Raw genomic sequence first — 20,938 nt, forward strand, 5'->3', positions numbered from 1 at the left:
GGAACTTAGCCCCGATTGCGGTGCATCATCCGGTAGGTCAGCTCAGCAAGGAGCTCCTCATCCGAGAGGTGTGACGCCCGGGCGATCGGGGCGGCCGGGGCTGTAACCCGTGGACCGGGCAGTTGCCGGGAGTCTTCGGTGGTCCGCATGTCGTCCGGCGTGATCTGGTCGGGGGCGAAGCTTGATTTTCCCTTAAGAACTTCTGAAACCGAGCCCGCCCGCCACCCCAGGGCATGCTCCAATTTCCGCTGGTTGATTTCCTGCGTCCGACGAGTGCCCGACTCCAGCGTCCGGACGGTCTTGATGGCGGTCCCGGCCTGCTTGGCCAGCTGCACCTGGCTGAGCCCCTGGGCCAGGCGTTCTTCCTTGATCAGCCGGCCAATAGTCTGGAGTGCTTCTAGTTCATCCACACTTCCCACTGTTCCATAGGCAATACTAGGCAACCAAATCCGGTGTTCTTCTGGATGGTGCCAGGCCGGATGCCAGGACCTTGCCAAGGGGCGCGCGGAGTCCCCTAACGTGGCCCCGCCATCGCGATGGAAAGGTTACTTGGTATCAGTGTGGTTACGGTCGGTGTAAGCGCTTGCATGTCATAGTGCTTGGTCGCTAGTGTGAGGGCCACCACATCAGTTGCGCCACGCTTTTCTTGTACTCAGCGAGGAGTCTTCAGCATGAAAAAATCCAAGTACCTGCTCCCGGTCGCTACGGCCGGTGTTCTGGCACTTACCCTCTCCGCCTGTAGCGGCGACAGCGGCGGCGGAGGAAACACGGCCGGATCGGACGATTGCTCGGCCTACGAAAGCTACGGCAAGCACGACGGCAAGACCGTCTCCGTCTACTCCACGATCGTCGACATCGAGGCAACCAACCTCGAAGAATCCTGGAAGCAGTTCGAGGACTGCACCGGAATCACCATCAAGTACGAGGGCAGCAAGGAATTCGAAACCCAGATCGGCGTCCGCGCCCAGTCCGGCACCGCGCCTGATGTGGCGATCTTCCCGCAGCCCGGACTTCTTGCTACCCAGGCCCGCGCAGGCTACTTGAAGGCGGCTCCGCAGACGGTCTCCGACCTCGTGGACAAGAACTGGTCTCCGGACTGGAAGAAGTACGGCACCGTGGACGGCACGTTCTACGCCGCGCCCATGCTGGCGAACGTCAAGGGCTTCGTCTGGTACGCCCCGAAGACCTTCAAGGACAAGGGCTGGGAAGTCCCCAAGACCTGGGACGAAATGATCGAGCTCTCCAAGAAGATTGCCGCGGACGATCCCAACATGAAGCCGTGGTGTGCCGGATTCGAATCCGGTGAAGCCACGGGCTGGCCGGGCACCGACTGGATCGAGGACGTCGTCCTGCGCGCCCACGGCCCGGAGGTCTACGACCAGTGGATCACCCACCAGATTCCGTTCAACGACCCCAAGATCGTGGACTCCTTCAACAAGGCCGGTGACATCCTCCTCAACCCGGAGATGGTCAACGGTGGCTTCGGTGACGTCCGCTCGATCCTGAGCACGGGCTTCGCACAGGCCGGCCAGCCGGTCCTGGACGGCACGTGCGCCATGCACCACCAGGCCAACTTCCAGGCTGCCAACTGGCCCGCGGGAACCAACGTTGCCGAGGACGGCGACGTCTGGGCCTTCATGACGCCCCCGATCGACGAGAGCAAGGGCAAGGCTGTCACGGGTGGTGGCGAAATGGTGGGTGCCTACAAGGACACTCCTGAGGTTCAGTCGTTCCTTGCCTACCTGGCCAGCGCCGACTTCGCCAACAACCGCGTCAAGCTCGGTGGTGTTGTCAGCGCCAACAAGGGACTCGACCCCAACAACGCCCAGTCCGACCTGGACAAGCTGACCGTCCAGATCCTCCAGGACCCCGAGACCGTCTTCCGCTTTGATGGTTCGGACCTCATGCCGAGCGCCGTGGGATCCAACTCCTTCTGGAAGGGCATCGTGCAGTGGATCAACGGCACGTCCTCCCAGGATGTGGCCAACAGCATCGAGTCCAGCTGGCCCAAGAGCTGACTCACCGAGTACTGCCTCCCTTGCTGGCCCTGCCCAGCCGGGGAGGCAGTGCTTTTCCCGGAACTGAAGTGATTCACTCACGCCCCGGAGGTTGGGTATGGAATTCATAGGAGAAAAACTCCTTCAAGTAGTGATAGCCCTGGCGATTTTCTCAGCGGTGATCGGCCTCATCATGTTGCTGGTGGACAGGGCCCCCAAATCAATCAAAGACAAGGTCACGGTGGCGGGATTCCTTGCTCCTGCCGCGATCCTCATGGTGGTCGGCCTGGTCTATCCCGCCATCCGCACGTCCATGCTGGCGTTCACGGACGCCAGCGGGAACGTCAATGGTCTCGACAACTTCGTCTGGATGTTTACGCAGCCGGAGGCCTTGGTCACGCTGCGCAACACCGTCATTTGGACGGTACTGGTGCCTTTGCTGTCCACCGGCTTCGGCCTGGCCTACGCCGTGTTCATCGACAAGGCCAGGGGCGAGCGGGTCCTGAAGTCGTTGGTCTTCATGCCCATGGCCATCTCCTTCGTGGGCGCCGGCATCATCTGGAAACTCGTCTACGATTACCGCGGCCCGAACATCGAGCAAACCGGTGTCATCAATTTCTTCCGGGTGGCTTTGGGCATGGATCCCAAGCAGTTCCTGCTGGACGCTCCGGAGAATACGATCTTCCTGATCATCGTGATGGTGTGGATCCAGACCGGTTTTGCCATGGTCATCCTGTCCGCTGCCATCAAGGGTGTCCCGGTGGAACTCATTGAGGCAGCCCGCCTGGACGGCGCCAACGCCTGGCAGCAGTTCCGGAACGTCACGGTTCCCGGCATCCGTGGAGCCCTGGTAGTGGTCCTGACCACCATCACGATCGCCACGCTGAAGGTCTTCGACATTGTCCGGACCATGACCGCCGGTAACTACGAGACGTCGGTTGTGGCCAACGAAATGTACACGCAGGCCTTCCGTGCCGGCGAACCTGGACGCGGCGCCGCCTTGGCCCTGGTCCTGTTCCTGATGGTCCTGCCGATCGTCGTGTACAACGCCCGAGTCCTTCGCAAGCAAAGGGAGATCCATTGACAGCCACGCCAGCCCCGAAAGAGGCCTCAAAGGCCGCCACCCGGCAGCGTCCTGGATCGGATCCCACGGAGGACGCCCAGCCCATCATGCGGCGCGTCAAGACCAAGCTGACGTCCAAGTGGGCAACAGCGGCGGCAATCATCATCGCCGTTGTGTGGTCCGTGCCGACGTTCGGCCTCTTCGTCACGTCGTTCCGTCCCGCCGCCAAGCAGGTGGGTCCCCGCTCTGACGGATGGTGGAATGCGTTCGTTGACTGGGACTTCACGTTCAAGAACTACGTGGACGTGCTGACCCCGGCGGGTTCGCAGTCCGCCAACCTCTCGCAGTACTTCGTCAACTCCATAGCGATCGTCATCCCCGTCACGGTCTTCGTGCTGGTGCTGGCAGCCATGGCGGCTTACGTGTTCGCCTGGGGCAAGTTCAAGGGCCGCGATGCCCTGTTCATTTTCGTCTTTGCCCTGCAGATCATTCCGCTCCAGATGGCACTGATCCCGCTCCTGCAGTTCTTCACGCAAACGCTGCAACTGCCGGCCGGATCCTACGCCCAGCTGTGGATTGCGCACACCATGTTCGGCCTCCCGCTGGGCATCTTCCTCCTCCATAACTTCATCTCGGAAATCCCCGGTGAAGTGATTGAGGCGGCAAGGGTGGATGGTGCCGGACACAGCACCATCTTCTGGCGCATCATCCTTCCACTGTCCGTTCCGGCCTTGGCGTCGCTGGCCATCTTCCAGTTCCTGTGGGTCTGGAACGACCTGCTGGTGGCCTTGGTGTTCTCCGGCGGAACGGCAGACGTTGCACCTATTACGCAACGCCTGGCCGAAATTTCGGGTACCCGTGGCGCCAGGGATTACCTCAACCCGGCAGCAGCCTTCGTCTCGATCATCATCCCGCTCCTGGTCTTCTTCGGCCTGCAGCGGTACTTCGTACGCGGCCTGCTGTCCGGCGGTCTTAAGGGATAACAACAAATGCGGCAGGTTACGCAGCGGGTACACCCCGCTGCGTAACCGGGGCCTGCACAAAATAGACTGTTTGTTCGCCAAAAGATAGTCACACAGGCACCGAGCAGCCGGAGAGGGGGACCTGTGACGCGTGCGACGGGTAGGTCCCAACGCGGTGGCCATGCCGGCGTCAGCATCGAGGACGTCGCCGCGGCCGCCGGAGTCTCCACCGCGACAGTCTCGAGGGCGGTCCGCGGACTCCCAAGGGTTTCCCCGGCGACCCGCGAGAAGATCCTGGAAGTGGCCGCGTCGCTGGGTTACGTGGCGTCGTCGTCCGCCTCGGGTCTGGCTACCGGACGGACCCGTACCGTGGGCGTCCTCGCCCCGTTCGTCAGCCGCTGGTTCTTCTCCAAAGCGATTGAGGGAGCAGACCGGGAACTTCACTCACGCAACTACAACCTCTCCCTGTTCAACCTGGGCGGCCACGGCAGCAACCGCGAGCGGCTGTTCAGTTCCACCATGGTCTATAAGCAGATCGACGCCCTGCTGGTCCTCTGCATGGCCCTGGGCGAAGAGGAACTGGGCCACCTCCACAAGCTGGACATTCCGCTGGTGGTGGTAGGCGGGCACGTTGAGGATTGCGCGTACATCGGGATCAATGATTACGACGCCGCGTCCACCGCCGTGCGGCACCTGCTGGAGTTGGGGCACACGGACATCGCATTGCTGCATGGCGACGACGAGACCGACCTGAACTTCGATGTTCCCCGCGTGCGGATCCGCGCGTTCCAGGAGGTCATGGCCGACGCCGGCCTGGAGGTCCGTCCCGAATGGGACGAATGGGGGGATTTCACGGTAGCCAGTGGGCAGCAAGCGTTCAACCGGCTGTGGGGCAGGCCCGGCCGGAAGCCCACGGCCATCTTCTGTTCTTCCGACGAGATGGCCATGGGCGTCATCTTCGAAGCAGCACGGCACGGTGTCCGGGTACCGGAGGACCTTTCCGTGATCGGGATCGACGACCACGATTTTTCGGCCTCGCTGGGACTGACCACAGTGGGCCAGCGCCCAGACAACCAAGCTGAACTGGGCACCAAAATGCTGCTTGACGAGCTGGACGGGATCACCGGCGCCGTGCATTCCCAAGTGGCGCCCCACCGGCTTATCGTCCGCGAGACCACCGCTCCGCCCTGCGCCAACTAGGACTCATCTCCTGGCGGGAGCTACGGCAACTACGACGCCCGCGCCAATTGGCGGATGGGGATCCACCGCGAAGCCAGCCTGCGGTAGGCTGCCGCGGCGCCGGTCATGTCCCCTTCAGCCAGACATTCGATGCCAAGGCGCACGTCCATGGGGGATTCGTCCGGATACACCTTGTCCGCCACGGCGCCGTAGTCGAGCTCAACCATCGATTGCTCATGGAACAACTCCAGCCATTCCGTCAGCTGCGTCAGGTCATCCAGCATGTCCAGATCGGGCGCAGCCAGGGCCAGGTGGGCCACGGCGAAGCGCGCCCTGTCCAGGGCTTCCATCAGGGGCGTCCATACCCGGACGGTGACGATCCGGCCATCAGCCTCCACCACGTCCGTACGGTCCGATTCAGCGAACAGGGAGAACCAACTGAAAGGGATGCCCCACGTGGATGCCCGGGTATGGACCCGCTTGGCGTCCTCGCCGGCGTTGATCCGGTCGATCCGGAGCTGGTGCCTGTCCCGCTGCGGAACCGGAATCAGGAGATCGGCCAGCGGACTGTGCACGCCGTCCATGAGGGCGTTTGCCGCCAAGCCGGCCCGGATCACGAGCTGGCTGGGGCAGTAAAGCAGCCGCCCGGCGTCGTGCTCCTGCGGGACCTCGCCGGAATCATCAGGTGCCGCATGCCGCCCGGCGGGGACGCGGGTCATCCGGACCAGGTCGGTCCGCCCTGTGGGAAAGGGGTCACCGCCCGGGCGGGTGATGCGTCCGAGCGAGGCCTGCAGCTCCGCATTCTCGACGGCGGCCCGGGAACCTATCCGGCCGCTGTCCGCCACGAGTTGGCGCTGCTGTTCGGGAGGGAAGGCCTCCAAGGGCTCGTAGATGCGCAGTGACGACGAAAAGGGCAGGCCGGCCTGGCCCCTGTACAGGTTCCCGCTCATGTCCAACCAGCCCCTTTCGTCCGAGTCAGTGAATGGTCAGTCTGCGAGCTCCACAATCACCGGAGCGTGGTCCGAGGCACCCTTGCCCTTGCGTTCCTCGCGGTCGATCGAGGCGCCGGTGACCCTGGCTGCCAAAGGTGCGGAGGCGAGGCAGAAGTCGATCCGCATGCCTTCCTTCTTGGGGAAGCGCAGCTGTGTGTAGTCCCAGTAGGTGTAGACGCCGGGGCCCGGGGTGTAGGGGCGGACTACGTCGGTGAAGCCTGCTGTTTCGAACGCGTGGAAAGCTGCGCGCTCGGGTTCGCTGACGTGCGTGAAGTTGTTGTTGCGGAACAGCTCTATGTCCCAGACGTCGTCGTCGAAGGGTGCGATGTTCCAGTCGCCCATGAGGGCGATCTGGGCGCTGGGGTCGGCCTGGGCCCATGCGGCTGCCTGGTCGCGGAGGACTTCGAGCCACTTGATCTTGTAGGGCATGTGTTCGTCATCCAGGGAGCGGCCGTTGGGGACGTACAACGACCAGATGCGGATCCCTGCACAGGTAGCGGCGATGGCCCGGGCTTCCTGGGCCGGGTCCTTGCCGGCCTTGCCGAACGCCGGTTGGTCCACGAACGTGCGCTCAACGTCTTCCAGGCCCACCCGCGAGGCGATGGCAACGCCGTTCCACTGGTTCAGTCCGAAGTGGGCGACCTCGTAACCCATGCGCTCGAATAGCTCCCACGGGAAGTTGTCGTCCTTGCATTTGGTTTCCTGGATGGCCAGGACATCACAGTCACTGCGCTCGAGCCAGGCTTCCACGCGGTCGGCGCGTGCGCGGAGGGAGTTCACGTTCCAGGTAGCTATCTTCACAGCAACTAACTTACCGAACTTGGCGCTGAGCGCATCCCTTGGTGCCGGTCTCCCCGGAATCCGGGCTGATGGTACCTGCGGCTCAGTGCGCGTACAGGAACTGCGAGGAAGGACCCCTGCGGAGCCTGATCCCGCACACAATCAGCAGCAACCCCGCCACCACGGAGAACGCCGCGAGGAAGGCCGCCATGCTCAACAGGCCCAGCCCGGGGTTGATGAGCAGGAAGAGTCCGAACGCCGCCGTCAGGAAACCGGTCAGCACCCACACGCCCCAGCCGCTCATGGTCTCCCGTGCGGCGAACGCCAGGATGATTTCCGAAAGCCCCAGCACCAATGCCCAGAGACCAAGGAGCACCCCGAACGCAGCGGCTGTCAGCCCCGGCCACGCCACTGCCGCAAGTCCTGCAGCGATGGACACGAAGCCACCCACCAGGGTCCACCGGGAATGGCGGGAAGGATCGTAGAAATAGTGCGCCACGTTGGTCAGGCCGTCCGTGACGGCAAAGACGGCGAAGGCCAGGATCAGCCCGAACACCGTGGCCACAGGCAACGCCGCCACCAGGAAGCCGAACAGCACGGCAATGATTCCCCGGACCAGCAATGCTGTCCCCGAATGCTTGAACATCCTGCGTCCCGAAGCGTCGGACATACGGTCAGCTTAATCGAACGGACCTCCCGGAAACAGAGGCATACGGGGCTTCCTTAGCGCATTCCTTCGCGCCGGATGGCGGTCGCAATGGCAGCCGCCCGTGTCTCTACGCCGAGCTTGGCATAGATGTGGGCAAGGTGGGTTTTGACCGTCGCCTCGGAAATGAACAGCCGCTTGCCCAGGTCACGGTTGCTCAGGCCCTGGGTAAGGAGGCTCAGGAGTTCGGCCTCGCGCGGGGTGAGGATTTCGTCGGGGTTCCGCAACTGCTGGAACAGCCGCGAAGCCACGGGCGCACTCATGACGCTCTTGCCCTGCACCGCGCCGCGGACGGCAGCGAAGATTTCCTCCGGGGCCGCGTCCTTGAGCAGGTAGCCCATGGCGCCGGCGTCGACGGCCCGCACGATATCGGCGTCCGAGTCATAGGTGGTGAACACGATCACGGCCTGCCGCGGATTGCGCTGACGGAGCTGCTTGATGGCTTCGATCCCATCCATTCCGGAGCCCATCGCCAGATCCATCAGCACAACAGCCGGTTGGTGTTCTGCCGCGGCCTGCAGGGCTTCCTCACCCGATGCGGCTTCGGCGACGACGGCGATGTCCGCCTGGGTGCCCAGCAGCGCCTTGAGGCCGCTCCTGACTACCGTATGGTCGTCCACCAGGAGCACGGAAATGGTGGTCACGGAGTCTCCTTTGGCTGGAAGCCGGTGCCTTGAAGGGGCAACTGCGCCGCGATGATGGTGCCTTCGCCGGGCGCGCTTTCCACCGACAATTGTCCTCCCAGTTGTTCCATGCGCTGGCGCATGGCCCGCAAACCGTACCCTCCGGTTTCCGACGGCGGAGGTACCGCCGCGGGATCAAAGCCGCGGCCGTCGTCGTACACGTCCAGGGTGACCGCCTCCGGAAGGTAACCGAGCGTGACGCTGGCGTGCCCTGCGTCGGAGTGGAGCTTGATGTTGGCCACGGCGCTTTGGGTCACCCGGATCAGGGCGTGGCGCAGTTCCGGCGGGACAGGCAGGGGATCGCCGGTTACCTGGAACCGGACGTTGTCCACATGCTGCCGCGCGGCGTGCTCCACGGCCTCCGCGAGCGGCCCGCTCTCCAGCCCGGGCGCGGAGAGTTCATGGACCAGGCTGCGGGTGTCGGCGAGGTTCCGCCGCAGCAACCCGGTCGCTTTTGCCACGTCCTCCCGGGCATCCGCTTCCGGCCACGACCTCTGGGCGGCTTCCAGGAGAAGGAGGCTGCTGGCCAGGCCCTGGGTCACGGTGTCGTGGATTTCGCGGGAAACGCGTTCACGTTCCGCGGCGATGCCGGCCGCCCGTTCCGTGGCGGTGAGTTGCTCCTGCGCCCGCGTGACCTCTTCCGCCAGCCTGCGCTGGAGGGCGGCATCGCGTTCGATTTTGTCGTACGTCAGCGTCAGCAGGGCTCCCGCTGCCAGCGGACCCAGCAGCATGGCCACGTCCGTCCAACCGCTCATCCGGAAAAGCCCGACGGCGGTAGCGGCGGCCGTCGCCCCGCCCGCCATGTACGCGGCTACTCCGGTGAACGCGGTGCGGGCCAGGAAGAAGATCGCAAAGGAGCACCAGGCAAAACTGGGAGCCGCCACCACCAACGCCGCCCAGGCCGCAAGGAGGGCAACCATCCACGGCACGGTGCGTCCGGCGTTCCCCCTGTGGGCCAGCACGGCAGTAGCGGCGTAAAGAGCGCACACCGCAGCGGCCAAGGCGACAGTCCACAGGTTGTCGACGGGGGAGTGGCGCATGACATACCGGACGGCTGAAGCCACCATCAGCACCGCGAAACCCAGGTGCACCACGATGTCGATCCGGCCGTCGATGCGGCCGGCGGCGGAAGTGGGGGCTGGCATGAGGGTTCCCGTTCGGTTGAGGGCGCTCTTTCCATGCTAAATCCCGCGCAGCCACCGGTCTCTCCACCTTTTGGCTGATACCGGTGGCGGAAAGGCTGAGGCCGGTCCCTGCGGCTGGCCGATGCGGGCACGGGGTGCCGGGCGGAAGCATGGAGCTGTACCGGATTGACCGTGCCTACTGCGAGGAGAACCCCGTGAAGAAGTCGAAGAAGATGATCGCCGCCGCTGCCGCCGGAGCATTGTTGCTCACCGGTGGCGTCACCGCTGTTGCCAACGCCGTTGCGCCGCAGTCCGCTCCCGCTGCCGCGGTTGCCAAGGTTCCGGCCGATGTGCAGCCGGCGCCCGAGAACGTCGTCGCCCAGAACCGCATCACCGTGGGTGCGTCCAGCAAGGCAGTCAATGCTGCGCTCGCCAAGTGCCAGGCCGACAAGCTGCCGTTCGTCACAGTGGCCCTGGTTGACCGTTTCGGTACGGTCCAGGCGCTCCTCCGCGGCGACAACGCCGCCGAGCACACCATCGAGGCCGCCAAGCAGAAGGCCTACACCGCTGCCGCCTTCGGTGCTCCCACCAGTGAACTTGCCAAGCGCATCAACGGCACTGGTCCGTCCATCGCCGACCTCCCCGGTACCCTCTACCTCGCCGGCGGCGTGCCGCTGAAGGTGAACGGTGTCTCGGTGGCGGGTATCGGCGTCGGCGGTGCTCCCGACGGTGCCCTGGACGAAGCCTGCGCCACCGCCGGAGCCGATGCCCTGGCTGCAGCCGCGAAGTAGCCTCGACGTATGAGTTTGTGGAAAGCGCGCGGCCTGGCCGCGGGTTCGGCGATGCTGCTCGCCGGGCTCGTGGCCGGCTGCGTGCCGTCCGCGGCACCTGAGCCGGCAGGCCCGACGGCGGCTGTCCCGCCTTCCGGCCCCGTCTCCGCCCAAGCACCTCCAACAGCCCCGTCGTCGAGCGCGGGTGGCGGCCCGACGTCGTCGTCCCCTGCCGTGCCGCCGAAACTGTCACCGGAGGACCAGATGGAAACCGACCGGCTGCTCATCCTCGCCGCCAAGGCCAACGATCCCGTGCGCGTCCGGGAGTTGATTGCCGCCGGCGGAAACGTCAACGCGAAGGACGACATCCAGGACTCCGCGTTCCTGTATGCCGGCGCGGAGGGGTTCAACGAGGTCCTGCAGTTGACCCTGGATGCCGGGGCCGATGTCCGCAGTATCAACCGGTACGGCGGAACGGCGCTGATCCCTGCGAGCGAGCACGGGCACACGGAAACGGTGCGGATACTCATTGCCGCCGGAGTGCCCGTGAACCACGTGAACAACCTGGGCTGGACCGCCATGCAGGAGGCGATCCTGCTCAACAACGGCGGGCCGAACCAGCAGGACGTGGTGCGGCAATTGCTCGAAGCTGGCGCGGATCCAGACATCCGTGATCCCCAAGGTCGAACTGCCCTGCAGAACGCGGAGCGGCTCGGCTTCACGGAGATCGCGGCCCTGATCCGCAACCGCTGACCGCCCCGTCTCACCTCCCCCCTACCCAACTGGGTCGCAGTTAAGCGCGTTTAGACCCATCAAAACGTGCTTAAGTGCGACCCAGTTGGGAGGGCTAGAGGGATTCGAGGATGCTGACGTAGTTGGCGATCCCCACGCCGCCCATGTTTTGGACCGCGCCGCGCCGGGCATTGGGCAACTGCATGTCCCCGGCGGTGCCGCTGAGCTGCATCGCCGCGATGACGTGCTGCGAAACTCCGGTGGCACCCACCGGGTGGCCCTTCGCTTTCAGGCCGCCCGACACGTTGACGGGCAGCTTTCCGTCCTTGTACACCCAGCCTTCCTTGACGGCCCGGGAACCCTCGCCGCGTGGGGCCAGGCCCATGGCTTCGTACATGATGAGTTCGGCGATGGTGAAGCAGTCGTGCACCTCTGCGAAGTCCAGGTCGCCTACCTCAACGCCAGCCATGCCGAACGCCCGCTCCCACGAAGCCCGCGTGGCGGCGAACTCGGTGGGGTCGCGCTTCTCCGCGGGGAAGAAATCGTTCGCGTGGCCAAAACCGGCGAGGCGCACGGCTGCGGTTGCGCCGTTGCTCGCTTGGGTGGACAGTACGACGGCGGCAGCACCGTCCGAGACCGGCGAACAGTCAGTGCGGCGCAAGGGATCGGCCACCATGGGGTTCTTCTCGGAGATGGTCCGGCAGAACTCTTCGCCAAAGTCGCGGTGCATTTGGGCGTACGGGTTGTCCATGCCGTTGCGGTGGTTCTTGGCCGAGATGGAGCCAAGGACATCCCCGAGGCCCGCTTCAAACCCCGGGCCGGCGATGTCCGCGCCGTAGCGCTTCCCGTAGTGCTTGGCGACCTCGGCGAAAAGACCCGTGAACCCGGTGGTGGAAGGCTTTCCGGCCATCTCATAAGAGGCACCCAGGAGGGCTGCCCCCACGACGTCGGCTCCGGCATCGGTCATCTTCTCGGCACCGATCACCAGCACATTCCGGGCAGTGCCCGCGAGGACAGACTTCACGCCCTGCTGGAACGCCGCGGAACCGGAAGCACACGCGTTCTCCGTGCGGGTTGCCGGGACGTTGGCCAGGTCCGCGGAGAGCTGCAGTGCCAGGGAAGACGTGAAGCCCAGGGGCTGCATGCCGGAGTTGAACTGGCCAAGGTAGATCTCGTCGATGTCCTTGGGGTCCAGGCCTGAGTTCCGGATCGCTTCACCGGCTACCTGGACGATCAGGGTCTCCAAGGTCTCGTCAGTGAGCTTGCCGAACCTGCTGTGGCCCCAGCCTGTGAGCAGGATGTCCCTGCCGAATTGGTCCTTGAGGCTCATACGTTGGCTCCTTCCAGGGTGTGTGCTTCTGCGTCCAGCGCGACCGTGAACTGCGCCTCCGTCTTGTCGCGCAGCTCGTCCACCGTCACGCCCGGGGCGAGGCGGGTCAGCAGCAGGCGCGTGCCGCCGTCGTGCGTTTCATCAGGCGCGATGTCAAAAACGGCGAGGTCCGTGATGATGCGGTCCACGCACTTCAGGCCCGTGAGGGGCAGAGTGCATTCGGTGACGATCTTGGGCGATCCGTCCTTGGCGTTGTGCTCAGTCAGGACCACCACCCGGGGCGTGCCGGCTACCAGGTCCATGGCACCGCCCATGCCCTTGACCATCTTGCCCGGAATGGTCCAATTGGCGAGGTCCCCGCTGCCGGAGACCTGCATGGCGCCCAGGATGGCGACCTTCACATGGCCGCCGCGGATCATGCCGAACGAGGTGGCGGAGTCGAAAATACTGCCGCCGGTGTTGATGGTGACGGTCTGTTTGCCCGCGTTGATGAGGTCGGCGTCTTCCTCGCCCTCATAGGGGAACGGGCCCATGCCGAGCAGGCCGTTCTCGCTCTGCAGGACCACCTGCACGCCGTCGGGCAGGTTGTTGGCCACCAGCGTGGGGATGCCGATGCCGAGGTTGACGTAGTCGCCGTCATTGAGTTCTTCGGCCGCGATGGCGGCCATCTGGTCACGTGTCCATGCCATGGTGTGTGCTCCTTTTAGTCTGCTTGGACGGCCGCGTTAGACGGCTGCGGGTTCGAGGCGCTGGCGGACCGTGCGCTGTTCGATGTCCTTGACCCGGTTGCTTGCCTGGACGAGCCTTTGGACATACACGCCCGGGGTCACGATGTGGTTCGGGTCCAGTTGGCCGGGCTCCACGATGACCTCCGCCTCGGCGATGGTCATGTTGCCTGCCGTGGCAACCACCGGGTTGAAGTTCCTTGCCGTGTAGCGGTAGATCAGGTTGCCGTCAGTGTCGGCCGTGTGCGCGTGCACCAAGGCGATATCCGCCGTGATGGCGCGCTCGCGGACGTACGTCACGCCGTCGAACTCTTCATGGGGCTTGCCTTCGGCAACCAGGGTTCCCACTCCGGTGCGGGTGTAGAAGGCGGGGATGCCTGCGCCGCCGGCCCGGAGGCGTTCAGCGAGCGTGCCCTGGGGCGTGAATTCGACCTCCAGCTCGCCGGCCAGGTACTGCTCGGCGAACAGCTTGTTCTCACCGACGTACGAGGCGATGACTTTCCGGACCTGGCCCGCCTCGATCAGCACCCCGAGGCCCTTGCCGTCGATGCCCATGTTGTTCGAGACGATGGTGAGGTCCTTGACGCCCGACTCGCGGACGGCGTCGATCAGGTCGGCGGGTATGCCGCTGAGGCCAAAACCGCCGACGGCGATCGTCTGGCCGTCTGCCAAAAGGTCATGGAGCGCTTGGGTTGCGGAGGGATGCAGCTTGGACATTGGGCGACTCCTCGTTGAGTATCCACTTTGTGGACCGGCGTTTCGTTGATCTTGAGCCTAAGAGCGGCGCTCCTTCTGAGCAACGGCAGCCAAGCTTCGCGACTCACGCTGTGGACGATAGGATGCTAGGTGTCCATATTGTGGATGAAAATTCAGGAGCAGCTGTGACGGCCACTAAATCCGCATCCTCCAACCCGGTCCAAGGCGCCCAAGTGGTGGGACGCGTTGCCCTGCTGCTGAGGCTTGTCGGCCGAAAACCCGGCGGCATGTCCTTGGCGGGGTTGGTCCGGGAGTCGGGGCTGACCCGGCCCACGGTGTACCGCCTTTTGACATCGCTGGCAGTCGAGGGCCTGGTGGAACACGAGGAAGCCACCGGTAAATGGGTCCTTGGACCGGAGATTTTCCTGTTGGGTACCGTGGCAGCGGCCCGCTTTCCCATGGAAGACATCGCCCGGCCGTCCCTGCGCAGGCTCGCGGCTGAAACGGGGGAGAGCGCCTTCTTTTCCATCCGGCGTGGCAATGAAACCGTGTGCGTGCTGCGGGAAGAGGGCTCGTTTCCCATCAGGTCGTTCGTCCTGCATGAAGGCGTGCGCTTCCCGTTGGGCGTCGCGTCCGCGGGGACGGCGATCATGGCTTTCCTGCCGGAGACGGAGCAGGAGTCGTTGCTCGCCGACTGGGAAGGGCATGCCGGTGAATTCGCCGTGGGACATCCCGCCGACGTGGTGCGGGGAAACCTGGAGCAGACCAGGCTGGCCGGCTACTCGGTGAACCCGGGGCTGGTTCTGGAAGGAAGCTGGGGCATGGGTTCGGCAGTTTTCGACCGGCAGGGCCACCCGGCGTGGGCCTTGTCCTTGACCGGGATCGAGCCGCGGTTCCGGGCGGAGCGCCAGGAGTTCCTCGGCAAACTCCTCCTCGAGGAAGCCCACCGGATGACCGCGCGTCTGCAAGGGTCCCAACCCCAACTAGGTCGCAGTTAAGCGCGTTTTGAGGGCTCAAAACGCGCACAAATGCGACCTAGTTGGGGGAGTTGGGGGTGGGGCGTTAGGGGAGGTCCAGGCGCATCAGGACCCTGGGGAAGCCGTTGAGGACGGACGTCGTTTCGGCCACCTTTTTGAACCCGGCTTTCTCGAACAGCCTCCGGGTTCCTACGTACGCCATGGTCAGGTCCACGTTGCCGCCCTTGTTGTCCACGGGGTATCCCTCGATGGCTGGGGCCCCGTACTTCCTGGCCATCTCCACGGCCCCCGCCAGCAGATGGTGCGAGATGCCCTTCCCGCGGTGGCCCGGCCGCACCCGGATGCACCAGACGGACCAAACCGGGGAGTCGTCCACGTGCGGGATCTTCCGGTTCGTCGCGAAACTGGTGTCCGCACGCGGGTGGACGGCTGCCCACCCAACCACGTCGTCGCCGTCGTACGCCAAAACACCCGGAGGCGGGTCTTCGGCGACCAGCTTCTCCACATATTCGCCGCGGGCTTCCTTCTGGAGGCTCTGGTTCAGCTTGGACGGGATGCGATAGCTCAGGCACCAGCACACGTTGGAGCCGGGGTTTTTGGGTCCCACCATGGTCTTGACGTCTTCGAACACCGTGGCAGGGCGGACTTCGATAGCCATCCGCCCATCCTGCCACCGTTCGAAAGGCTGCTGCTACCCAAAGGTAAACGAGTACGCCTGGATCCCTTGCGGAACCCGTACTTCGAGCTGGCCCGTGCGGATGTCCGGATCGTCCGCGATCTTGTACAGCGTCGGCGTCCCGGAAACCGCCACGGGAGTGGCCTTACCGTCGCGAACCACATCCAGCGAACCCTCACCGCTCACCACGATGTACACCTGTTTGGCGTGGTAATTCAGGGTGATGGAGGACCCGGCACCCGTGGGGGTAATGGACTGCGTGCCAATGTCCCACCCGCCGGCCAGGGCGAAACTGTCAGCGGGCTGCGAAGCAGGGACGGTGTACGTGCCCACCCCGGCCTTATACGGTTCACTCCCCGCATAGTTGACCTTCTTGGTCACGCCCAGGTACGTCTCGGGAGTCGTGGCACCCGCTACCGGGCCGTCGTCGGACGCTTCCACTGGCTCCGGCAGCTCAACGGACGGATCGGCCTGCTTCAGCAGCTCCCGGATCAGCCGTTCCGTGGTCTGGTAGCCGCCCTCGCCGAACTTGATGTGCCGCACCGTGCCCTCGGAATCAATCAGGTAGTGGGCCGGCCAGTAACGGTTGCGGTAGTTGGTCCAGGTGGAGAGGTTGTTGTCGATGGCCACAGGGTAGGTGATGCCCAGGCCCTGTGCGCCGGACACGACGTTCCGGACTTCCTTCTCGAATGCGTATTCCGGGGAGTGCACGCCGATAACTTCCAGCCCGGCGTCTTTGTAGGCTCCGTACCAGTCGGTGAGGTGCGGAATGGAGCGTTGGCAGTTAATGCAGGAATATGCCCAGAAATCCACCAGGACCACCTTGCCCTTGAGGTCCTTCAGGTTCACCGGCTGGTTGCCGGGGGTGTTGAACCATTCCTGGATCCCCTTGAGGTCCGGCGCAGTGCCGCAGGACTCCAGCTCGGCCGCACCGTTGCTGCATTTGTCCAGATCCCTGTTCTGGTCGTTCACGAGCCCGCCGAGGTCCAGCGCCTTCTTCACCGATTCGTTGTCCTGCACTTGTTCCTGGAGTGTGGAGGTGTAGTCGGGGACCAGCTTCTGGAGCAGCTGGGGGAGATTGAAGACCAAGCCAATGGCCAAGGCGATCATCATGATGCCGCCGGTGATACGGATCTTCCGCTGATTGCGCCGGAAGGCCTTGACCCGTTCGGCAACCCGCCGTCCAGCGAGGGCAAACACCAGCAGCGGAATGGCCGCGCCCACGGCGAAGGTCAGCGTCAGCACGATCGTCTCCGGACCCACCTGGCCGGTTGCCCCGGCCACCGCGATGGCGGCCAGCACTGGTCCTGCACAGGGAACATACACGACGCCGAGCGCCAGACCCAGCACCAGCCCGCCGTTTTCCGTCCCCACCTGCTTCTGCGGAATCCACGAGAATGGCTTCTCCAGGATGTGCTGGAAACGGTCGAAGATCAGGCCAAGCCCGATCAGCACCAGCACGGTCAGCCCGATCCACCGCAGCAGGTCCTGCGGCAGGTTCAGCAGCGTCAGCAGGAAAGATCCTGCCAGCGTGAAGGTGCTGAAACTAATGACCAGGCCAAGGATCACCAGATAGGGACGCCACCCGGCTGCGCGCCGTTGGGCACGGTCGGAGGGGGTCCCGACGGCGGTCGCCTCCTTTTGCGTGGCAACGGAACCACGTTCGACGGCGGCTGTTCCGGCGCTGCTGCCGGGTGACCCGGCTGCTGCGGTGCTGTGGGCGCGGAGTCCGCTGCCGCCGTCGGGGTTGTCCTTGGCGGCCGGGGCCTTGCTGCCGGTACGTTGGCGGGCGCCTTGGGCGCCGCCCGATAGAAATATCACCGGGAGGACCGGCAGGATGCACGGCGAGATTCCCGTGATGAGCCCGCCGAGCAGGCCGATGAGTGCCAATTGCAGCATTAAGTCTCCCAACGTAGCCGGGCCGGCCGTGTGGTGGTCCGGCTCCGGGATCTGCAGGAAGTTCGGAGCGGCAGGGCGGACGGCTTGGTCCGGCTTGCAGCGGGATGGCAGGAGTGGGGCCAGTCCGCCTGGAGCCGTGCCTTAAGCCCGCGTTTCAGGAAAACAAGGGTGCTTCCAAAATTTTTTCCATCCGCACCCATCCACCCCGGCAGACCCTCCGAATAGCAGGTGAGCACAACACCGGCAGCACCATCGCCGGGCCGCCCGTGCCACCCCCAGAGGACCAAACGCCCATGGTTCCAAGAACAAGGAGAATGACATGTTGTCCACAAAGCGCCGCCCCGCCCTCGCCTTCGTCGGCCTCACTGCAGCCGCCCTCCTCGGACTCACGGCTTGTGGTGGTTCGAGCACCTCCAGCACTCCTGCATCTTCCTCCGCAGCACCGGAGACGTCGTCAGCGGCACCGTCGCCGTCCGCCTCTTCCATGAGCAGCGCCGCCATGGACCCCGCCCGCGACCTGGTGGGTCCCGGTTGCGCCGGCTACGCAGCCCAGGTCCCGGACGGCCCCGGCTCCGTGGTTGGCATGGCCCAGGACCCCGTAGCCGTGGCCGCGTCCAACAACCCGCTGCTCAAGACCCTCACCGCGGCAGTGTCCGGGCAGCTCAACCCCAAGGTGGACCTGGTCTCGACGTTGAACGGCAGCGAATTCACGGTGTTCGCCCCGGTGGATGACGCCTTCGCCAAGATCGATCCCGCCACGATCGAAACGCTCAAGACGGACGATGCCCTGCTGAGCAAGATCCTGACCTACCACGTTGTCCCGGGCCAGCTGACCCCGGACCAGGTCGTGGGTACCCACAAGACGGTCCAGGGTGGCGAAGTTACGGTGGGTGGCACCAAGGATGCCCTCACTGTTGATGGCGCCAACGTGATCTGCGGTGGCGTCCACACCGCCAACGCCACGGTGTACCTGGTCGACTCGGTGCTGATGCCCAAGTAAGCAGGACCTGAAGGCAAAGAAAAAGCAGGCGCCGGGTTTCCGGCGCCTGCTTTCTTGTGTCCGGGCTCAGCGGCCGAGGTCGCTGTCCACGTAGGACCCTGTGTGGCGGTGTTCTGCTCCACAGGGGCAACCGCCGTTAAGCTCGACTCGGACGGTCACGGGGCTGGAAGCATCCACGGTGAAGGAGACGTGCTCCTTGGAATCGCTGGATACCCTGACTGTGCTTTCTTCTGCACGGGTTGAGGTCATGGCATGACACCTTACTGCTGGTTGCTGGGAGGGGAAGGCTGGACTTACAGGTCTTTCGCCTTCGGGGGGTTGTCTTCAACGGTGGGAATGCTGCCGGTGGCGGTTCCACCGGGACAGTCAGAGTCCGGGCAATCCTCGGCACACTCGTGCTTGGTCACAAGATCGAACTTGACTCCCCGGTGCTGTTCCACCCCGGTGCGGATGGCCCGTTCCACGACGGATGTTGCCAGACGGCGCCGCAGGGACAGGGGATCGCGCCTCAGGTCCTTCGCGAGGGCGAAGCAGAGCAGCAACATGACCAGGATGAAGGGCAGTGCTGCCACGATCGTGACCCTTTGGAGCCCCGACAACGCTTCGGACGGTTCATCGCCGCCGGCCAGCATCATGACGGCTGCCACGGCACCGGTCAGGCTGCCCCAGAAGATCACGACTCCACGGCGGGGGTGCTCAGCGCCGTTGGAGCTTAGTGAACCCATCACGATGGAGGCCGCGTCGGCGCCGGTGACGAAGAAGATCGCCACCAGGACCATGGCCAGCACGATCACGCCTGCCGTGAGCCACTCCGGCATGCCAAGGTTCTTGACCAGATCGAAAAGTGCGCCGTCGAAGTTGATGGAGGGAGCGCCGTCGACCATGGTCACGAGCCCCGGCGTGCCGGCTTTGTCGGCTTCCTGCTGGACGTGGAAGGCGGCTCCGCCGAAGATGCCGAACCAGATGACACTGACGATGCTTGGCACCAGCAGGACACCGGTGACGAACTGGCGGATGGTGCGGCCGCGGCTGATCCGGGCGATGAACATGCCAACGAAGGGCGTCCAGGAAATCCACCAGGCCCAGTAGAAGATGGTCCAGCTGGTCATCCAGCTGCGCAGGGCGTCGTCCCCGACAGCCTCGGTCCGGGATGACATCTCGGCAAGGTCGCGGGCGTAGTCGCCTACTGCCGAGGGGATGAGGTTGAGGATGAACAGCGTGGGTCCTGCGACGAACACAATGAGGGCCAGGACGACGGCCAGGACCATGTTGATGTTGGACAGCCACTGGATGCCCCGGCTGATGCCGGAGACGGCGGAAGCCACGAAGCAGAAGGTCAGGATGGCCACGATCACCACCAGGATGGGCGTGCCGATTTCCCCGAACCAGCCGTTGGACGTCATGCCGCTGCCGATCTGCAGGGCGCCGAGGCCGAGAGACGCGGCGGTGCCGAAGAGCGTGGCGAAGATGGCCAGGATGTTGATGAACTTCCCGAGCGGACCTTCCACCATCCGGATGCCGAACAGCGAGGTGAAAGCCGCGGATACCAGCTGCTTCCGGCCCAGGCGGTAGGTGCCATAGGCCATGGCAATGCCCACCACCGCGTACATGGCCCAAGGATGGAGGGTCCAGTGGAAGATCGAGGTAGCCATGGCGGTTTGGATGGCGTCAGGCGTGCGGCCATCCACGGTGCCGGGCGGGGGTGAGATGTAGTGGTAGAGCGGTTCTGCCACGCCGTAGAACATGAGGCCGATGCCCATGCCTGCGGCGAACATCATCGCGATCCACGAAATGGTGCGGAATTCCGGTTTTTCACCGTCTTTGCCCAGCGGGATATTGCCGAACTTGCCCAGGGCAAGCCACAGCACGAAGATCACGAACAAAGAGGCAAGGACCATGAACAGCCAGCCGGTGTACTCCATGACCCAGTTGAGGGCACCTTTGGAGGTTTCAGAGAGGCTGTCCCTTCCGACAAATCCCCAGACCACAAAGGCGACGGCGATGGCGCCCGTGATTCCGAAGGTGACTTTGTCGAGCGTAAGTTTGCGGTTCCGGCGGGCCGATACGGCCTGCTCGGTCTTGGCGACGCGGAGTTCTTCCAGGATCTGCTCATATTCTTCAGCGTCCGGGAGAACTTCGGCCCCTCCGTCCTCAGCGTCGAGGACTGCGGGGTTTGTTTCCTCAGGGGAGACGGTGATGACGTCTTCATCCGTTCCCTTGCGGGTGTGTTTGTTGGCTGTTGGAGTTTCCGCCGGCAGGTTGTCGGCAGGTAACTCCTCGGGCGTTAAGGGTTTTGTGTCACTGTTTATGGCCATGAGCGGGTCCTTTGCTCGGCGAGTCATGGGCTTGCGTTTAAACATGGCCGTGGAATGGTGGGCCGGAGGGAAGGTTGGGGGCTTCATCCGGACCGGTGACCATGCGGTTGCCGGTGGCGGTCTGCAGTTTGTCGGCGCCGACCGGCAGGTATACCGGGCGGGTGTCCGATCCTCGGCTATGGAGGCCGGACCTGGCGGCGTCATGCATTCCGTCAGTGGCGGTGGTCCCGCCATCATCACGTGTGAAAGCGGCGGTCGGAGCAATTGTTTGGGGGCTTGCTGCCTTCCCGTCAGCGGTTGCGCTGGGCGGGGAGGCGTCGTGCATGATGCAC

22 protein-coding genes are annotated in these 20,938 nt (G+C 64.5%); 8 read left to right on the forward strand and 14 right to left on the reverse strand.

What is annotated here, in order from left to right:
- Positions 1-5: 5 nt before the first annotated feature.
- Positions 6-410 (reverse strand): helix-turn-helix domain-containing protein, encoded by a 405-nt coding sequence (locus ACPFL9_RS02310; protein ID WP_426005593.1) that lies wholly within the window; start codon positions 408-410, stop codon positions 6-8.
- A gap of 261 nt (positions 411-671) precedes the next feature.
- Here ACPFL9_RS02310 and ACPFL9_RS02315 point away from each other — a divergent pair, with 261 nt between their 5' ends.
- The 4 genes from ACPFL9_RS02315 to ACPFL9_RS02330 all read left to right on the forward strand — a co-directional run bounded on the left by ACPFL9_RS02315 (position 672) and on the right by ACPFL9_RS02330 (position 5,222).
- Entirely contained in the window at positions 672-2,018 is a 1,347-nt protein-coding gene (locus tag ACPFL9_RS02315) for an ABC transporter substrate-binding protein (RefSeq protein WP_426005594.1), read from the forward strand.
- A 97-nt stretch (positions 2,019-2,115) separates the two neighbouring features.
- Entirely contained in the window at positions 2,116-3,081 is a 966-nt protein-coding gene (locus ACPFL9_RS02320) for a carbohydrate ABC transporter permease (RefSeq protein ID WP_426005596.1), read from the forward strand.
- Positions 3,078-4,043, forward strand: a complete 966-nt coding sequence (locus ACPFL9_RS02325) for a carbohydrate ABC transporter permease (protein ID WP_426005598.1) — start codon at positions 3,078-3,080, stop codon at positions 4,041-4,043. The genes ACPFL9_RS02320 and ACPFL9_RS02325 overlap by 4 nt, the downstream gene beginning before the upstream one ends.
- A 123-nt stretch (positions 4,044-4,166) precedes the next feature.
- Positions 4,167-5,222 carry a LacI family DNA-binding transcriptional regulator gene (locus ACPFL9_RS02330; RefSeq protein ID WP_426005599.1) on the forward strand — a complete coding sequence of 352 codons (1,056 nt, stop codon included), beginning with the start codon at positions 4,167-4,169 and terminating at the stop codon, positions 5,220-5,222.
- A 29-nt stretch (positions 5,223-5,251) separates the two neighbouring features.
- On the opposite strand, the gene ACPFL9_RS02335 is transcribed toward ACPFL9_RS02330, so the two are convergent.
- The 5 genes from ACPFL9_RS02335 to ACPFL9_RS02355 all read right to left on the reverse strand — a co-directional run bounded on the left by ACPFL9_RS02335 (position 5,252) and on the right by ACPFL9_RS02355 (position 9,507).
- Complete coding sequence (locus ACPFL9_RS02335) at positions 5,252-6,151, reverse strand: hypothetical protein (RefSeq protein WP_426005601.1); 900 nt, start codon at positions 6,149-6,151, stop codon at positions 5,252-5,254.
- A gap of 36 nt (positions 6,152-6,187) precedes the next feature.
- Entirely contained in the window at positions 6,188-6,994 is an 807-nt protein-coding gene (locus tag ACPFL9_RS02340; RefSeq protein WP_426005602.1) for an exodeoxyribonuclease III, read from the reverse strand.
- An 82-nt stretch (positions 6,995-7,076) separates the two neighbouring features.
- Positions 7,077-7,643, reverse strand: coding sequence for an HdeD family acid-resistance protein (locus ACPFL9_RS02345; protein ID WP_426005603.1), 567 nt, complete (start codon positions 7,641-7,643; stop codon positions 7,077-7,079).
- Between the two features lie 53 nt (positions 7,644-7,696).
- Positions 7,697-8,323, reverse strand: a complete 627-nt coding sequence (locus ACPFL9_RS02350) for a response regulator (RefSeq protein WP_426005604.1) — start codon at positions 8,321-8,323, stop codon at positions 7,697-7,699.
- The gene (locus tag ACPFL9_RS02355; RefSeq protein WP_426005605.1) at positions 8,320-9,507 is read right to left on the reverse strand and encodes a sensor histidine kinase; all 1,188 of its coding nucleotides are present in this window, start codon (positions 9,505-9,507) and stop codon (positions 8,320-8,322) included. Before ACPFL9_RS02355 ends, ACPFL9_RS02350 begins: the two co-directional genes overlap by 4 nt.
- 194 nt (positions 9,508-9,701) lie before the next feature.
- On the opposite strand from ACPFL9_RS02355, the gene ACPFL9_RS02360 reads away from it, so the two are divergent.
- Positions 9,702-10,277, forward strand: coding sequence for a GlcG/HbpS family heme-binding protein (locus tag ACPFL9_RS02360; RefSeq protein WP_426005607.1), 576 nt, complete (start codon positions 9,702-9,704; stop codon positions 10,275-10,277).
- A 9-nt stretch (positions 10,278-10,286) separates the two neighbouring features.
- A complete protein-coding gene (locus tag ACPFL9_RS02365) occupies positions 10,287-11,009 on the forward strand; it encodes an ankyrin repeat domain-containing protein (RefSeq protein ID WP_426005609.1) in 723 nt (240 codons plus the stop codon).
- A 94-nt stretch (positions 11,010-11,103) separates the two neighbouring features.
- Here ACPFL9_RS02365 and ACPFL9_RS02370 read toward each other — a convergent pair whose 3' ends face one another.
- From ACPFL9_RS02370 to ACPFL9_RS02380, 3 genes are read right to left on the reverse strand one after another with little or no spacing between them, the layout of a single operon-like run.
- Entirely contained in the window at positions 11,104-12,318 is a 1,215-nt protein-coding gene (locus ACPFL9_RS02370; protein WP_426005610.1) for an acetyl-CoA acetyltransferase, read from the reverse strand.
- Complete coding sequence (locus ACPFL9_RS02375; protein ID WP_426005611.1) at positions 12,315-13,007, reverse strand: CoA transferase subunit B; 693 nt, start codon at positions 13,005-13,007, stop codon at positions 12,315-12,317. The genes ACPFL9_RS02370 and ACPFL9_RS02375 overlap by 4 nt, the downstream gene beginning before the upstream one ends.
- 36 nt (positions 13,008-13,043) lie before the next feature.
- Complete coding sequence (locus ACPFL9_RS02380) at positions 13,044-13,760, reverse strand: CoA transferase subunit A (RefSeq protein WP_426005612.1); 717 nt, start codon at positions 13,758-13,760, stop codon at positions 13,044-13,046.
- A gap of 212 nt (positions 13,761-13,972) precedes the next feature.
- Here ACPFL9_RS02380 and ACPFL9_RS02385 point away from each other — a divergent pair, with 212 nt between their 5' ends.
- Positions 13,973-14,737 carry an IclR family transcriptional regulator gene (locus ACPFL9_RS02385; protein ID WP_426007472.1) on the forward strand — a complete coding sequence of 255 codons (765 nt, stop codon included), beginning with the start codon at positions 13,973-13,975 and terminating at the stop codon, positions 14,735-14,737.
- A gap of 64 nt (positions 14,738-14,801) precedes the next feature.
- On the opposite strand, the gene ACPFL9_RS02390 is transcribed toward ACPFL9_RS02385, so the two are convergent.
- Positions 14,802-15,374: a GNAT family N-acetyltransferase gene (locus ACPFL9_RS02390; protein ID WP_426005613.1), complete on the reverse strand. Its 573-nt coding sequence runs from the start codon at positions 15,372-15,374 to the stop codon at positions 14,802-14,804.
- Positions 15,375-15,407: 33 nt separating this feature from the next.
- Positions 15,408-17,291 carry a cytochrome c biogenesis protein DipZ gene (locus ACPFL9_RS02395; protein WP_426005615.1) on the reverse strand — a complete coding sequence of 628 codons (1,884 nt, stop codon included), beginning with the start codon at positions 17,289-17,291 and terminating at the stop codon, positions 15,408-15,410.
- 319 nt (positions 17,292-17,610) lie between these two features.
- Here ACPFL9_RS02395 and ACPFL9_RS02400 point away from each other — a divergent pair, with 319 nt between their 5' ends.
- Positions 17,611-18,291 (forward strand): fasciclin domain-containing protein, encoded by a 681-nt coding sequence (locus tag ACPFL9_RS02400; RefSeq protein ID WP_426005616.1) that lies wholly within the window; start codon positions 17,611-17,613, stop codon positions 18,289-18,291.
- Between the two features lie 66 nt (positions 18,292-18,357).
- Here the strand turns inward: ACPFL9_RS02400 and ACPFL9_RS02405 are convergent, their stop codons facing one another.
- The 3 genes from ACPFL9_RS02405 to ACPFL9_RS02415 are packed head-to-tail and all read right to left on the reverse strand — an operon-like array spanning position 18,358 to position 20,931.
- Positions 18,358-18,540 (reverse strand): hypothetical protein, encoded by a 183-nt coding sequence (locus ACPFL9_RS02405; RefSeq protein ID WP_426005617.1) that lies wholly within the window; start codon positions 18,538-18,540, stop codon positions 18,358-18,360.
- Positions 18,541-18,584: 44 nt separating this feature from the next.
- Positions 18,585-20,606 carry a BCCT family transporter gene (locus tag ACPFL9_RS02410; RefSeq protein ID WP_426005618.1) on the reverse strand — a complete coding sequence of 674 codons (2,022 nt, stop codon included), beginning with the start codon at positions 20,604-20,606 and terminating at the stop codon, positions 18,585-18,587.
- 37 nt (positions 20,607-20,643) lie between these two features.
- On the reverse strand, positions 20,644-20,931 hold the full coding sequence (locus ACPFL9_RS02415; protein WP_426005619.1) for a hypothetical protein: 288 nt from the start codon (positions 20,929-20,931) through the stop codon (positions 20,644-20,646).
- Positions 20,932-20,938 lie beyond the last annotated feature (7 nt).

Origin of the sequence: Paenarthrobacter sp. NyZ202 (genome assembly GCF_049860755.1) — a bacterium.
Classification (GTDB): domain Bacteria; phylum Actinomycetota; class Actinomycetes; order Actinomycetales; family Micrococcaceae; genus Arthrobacter.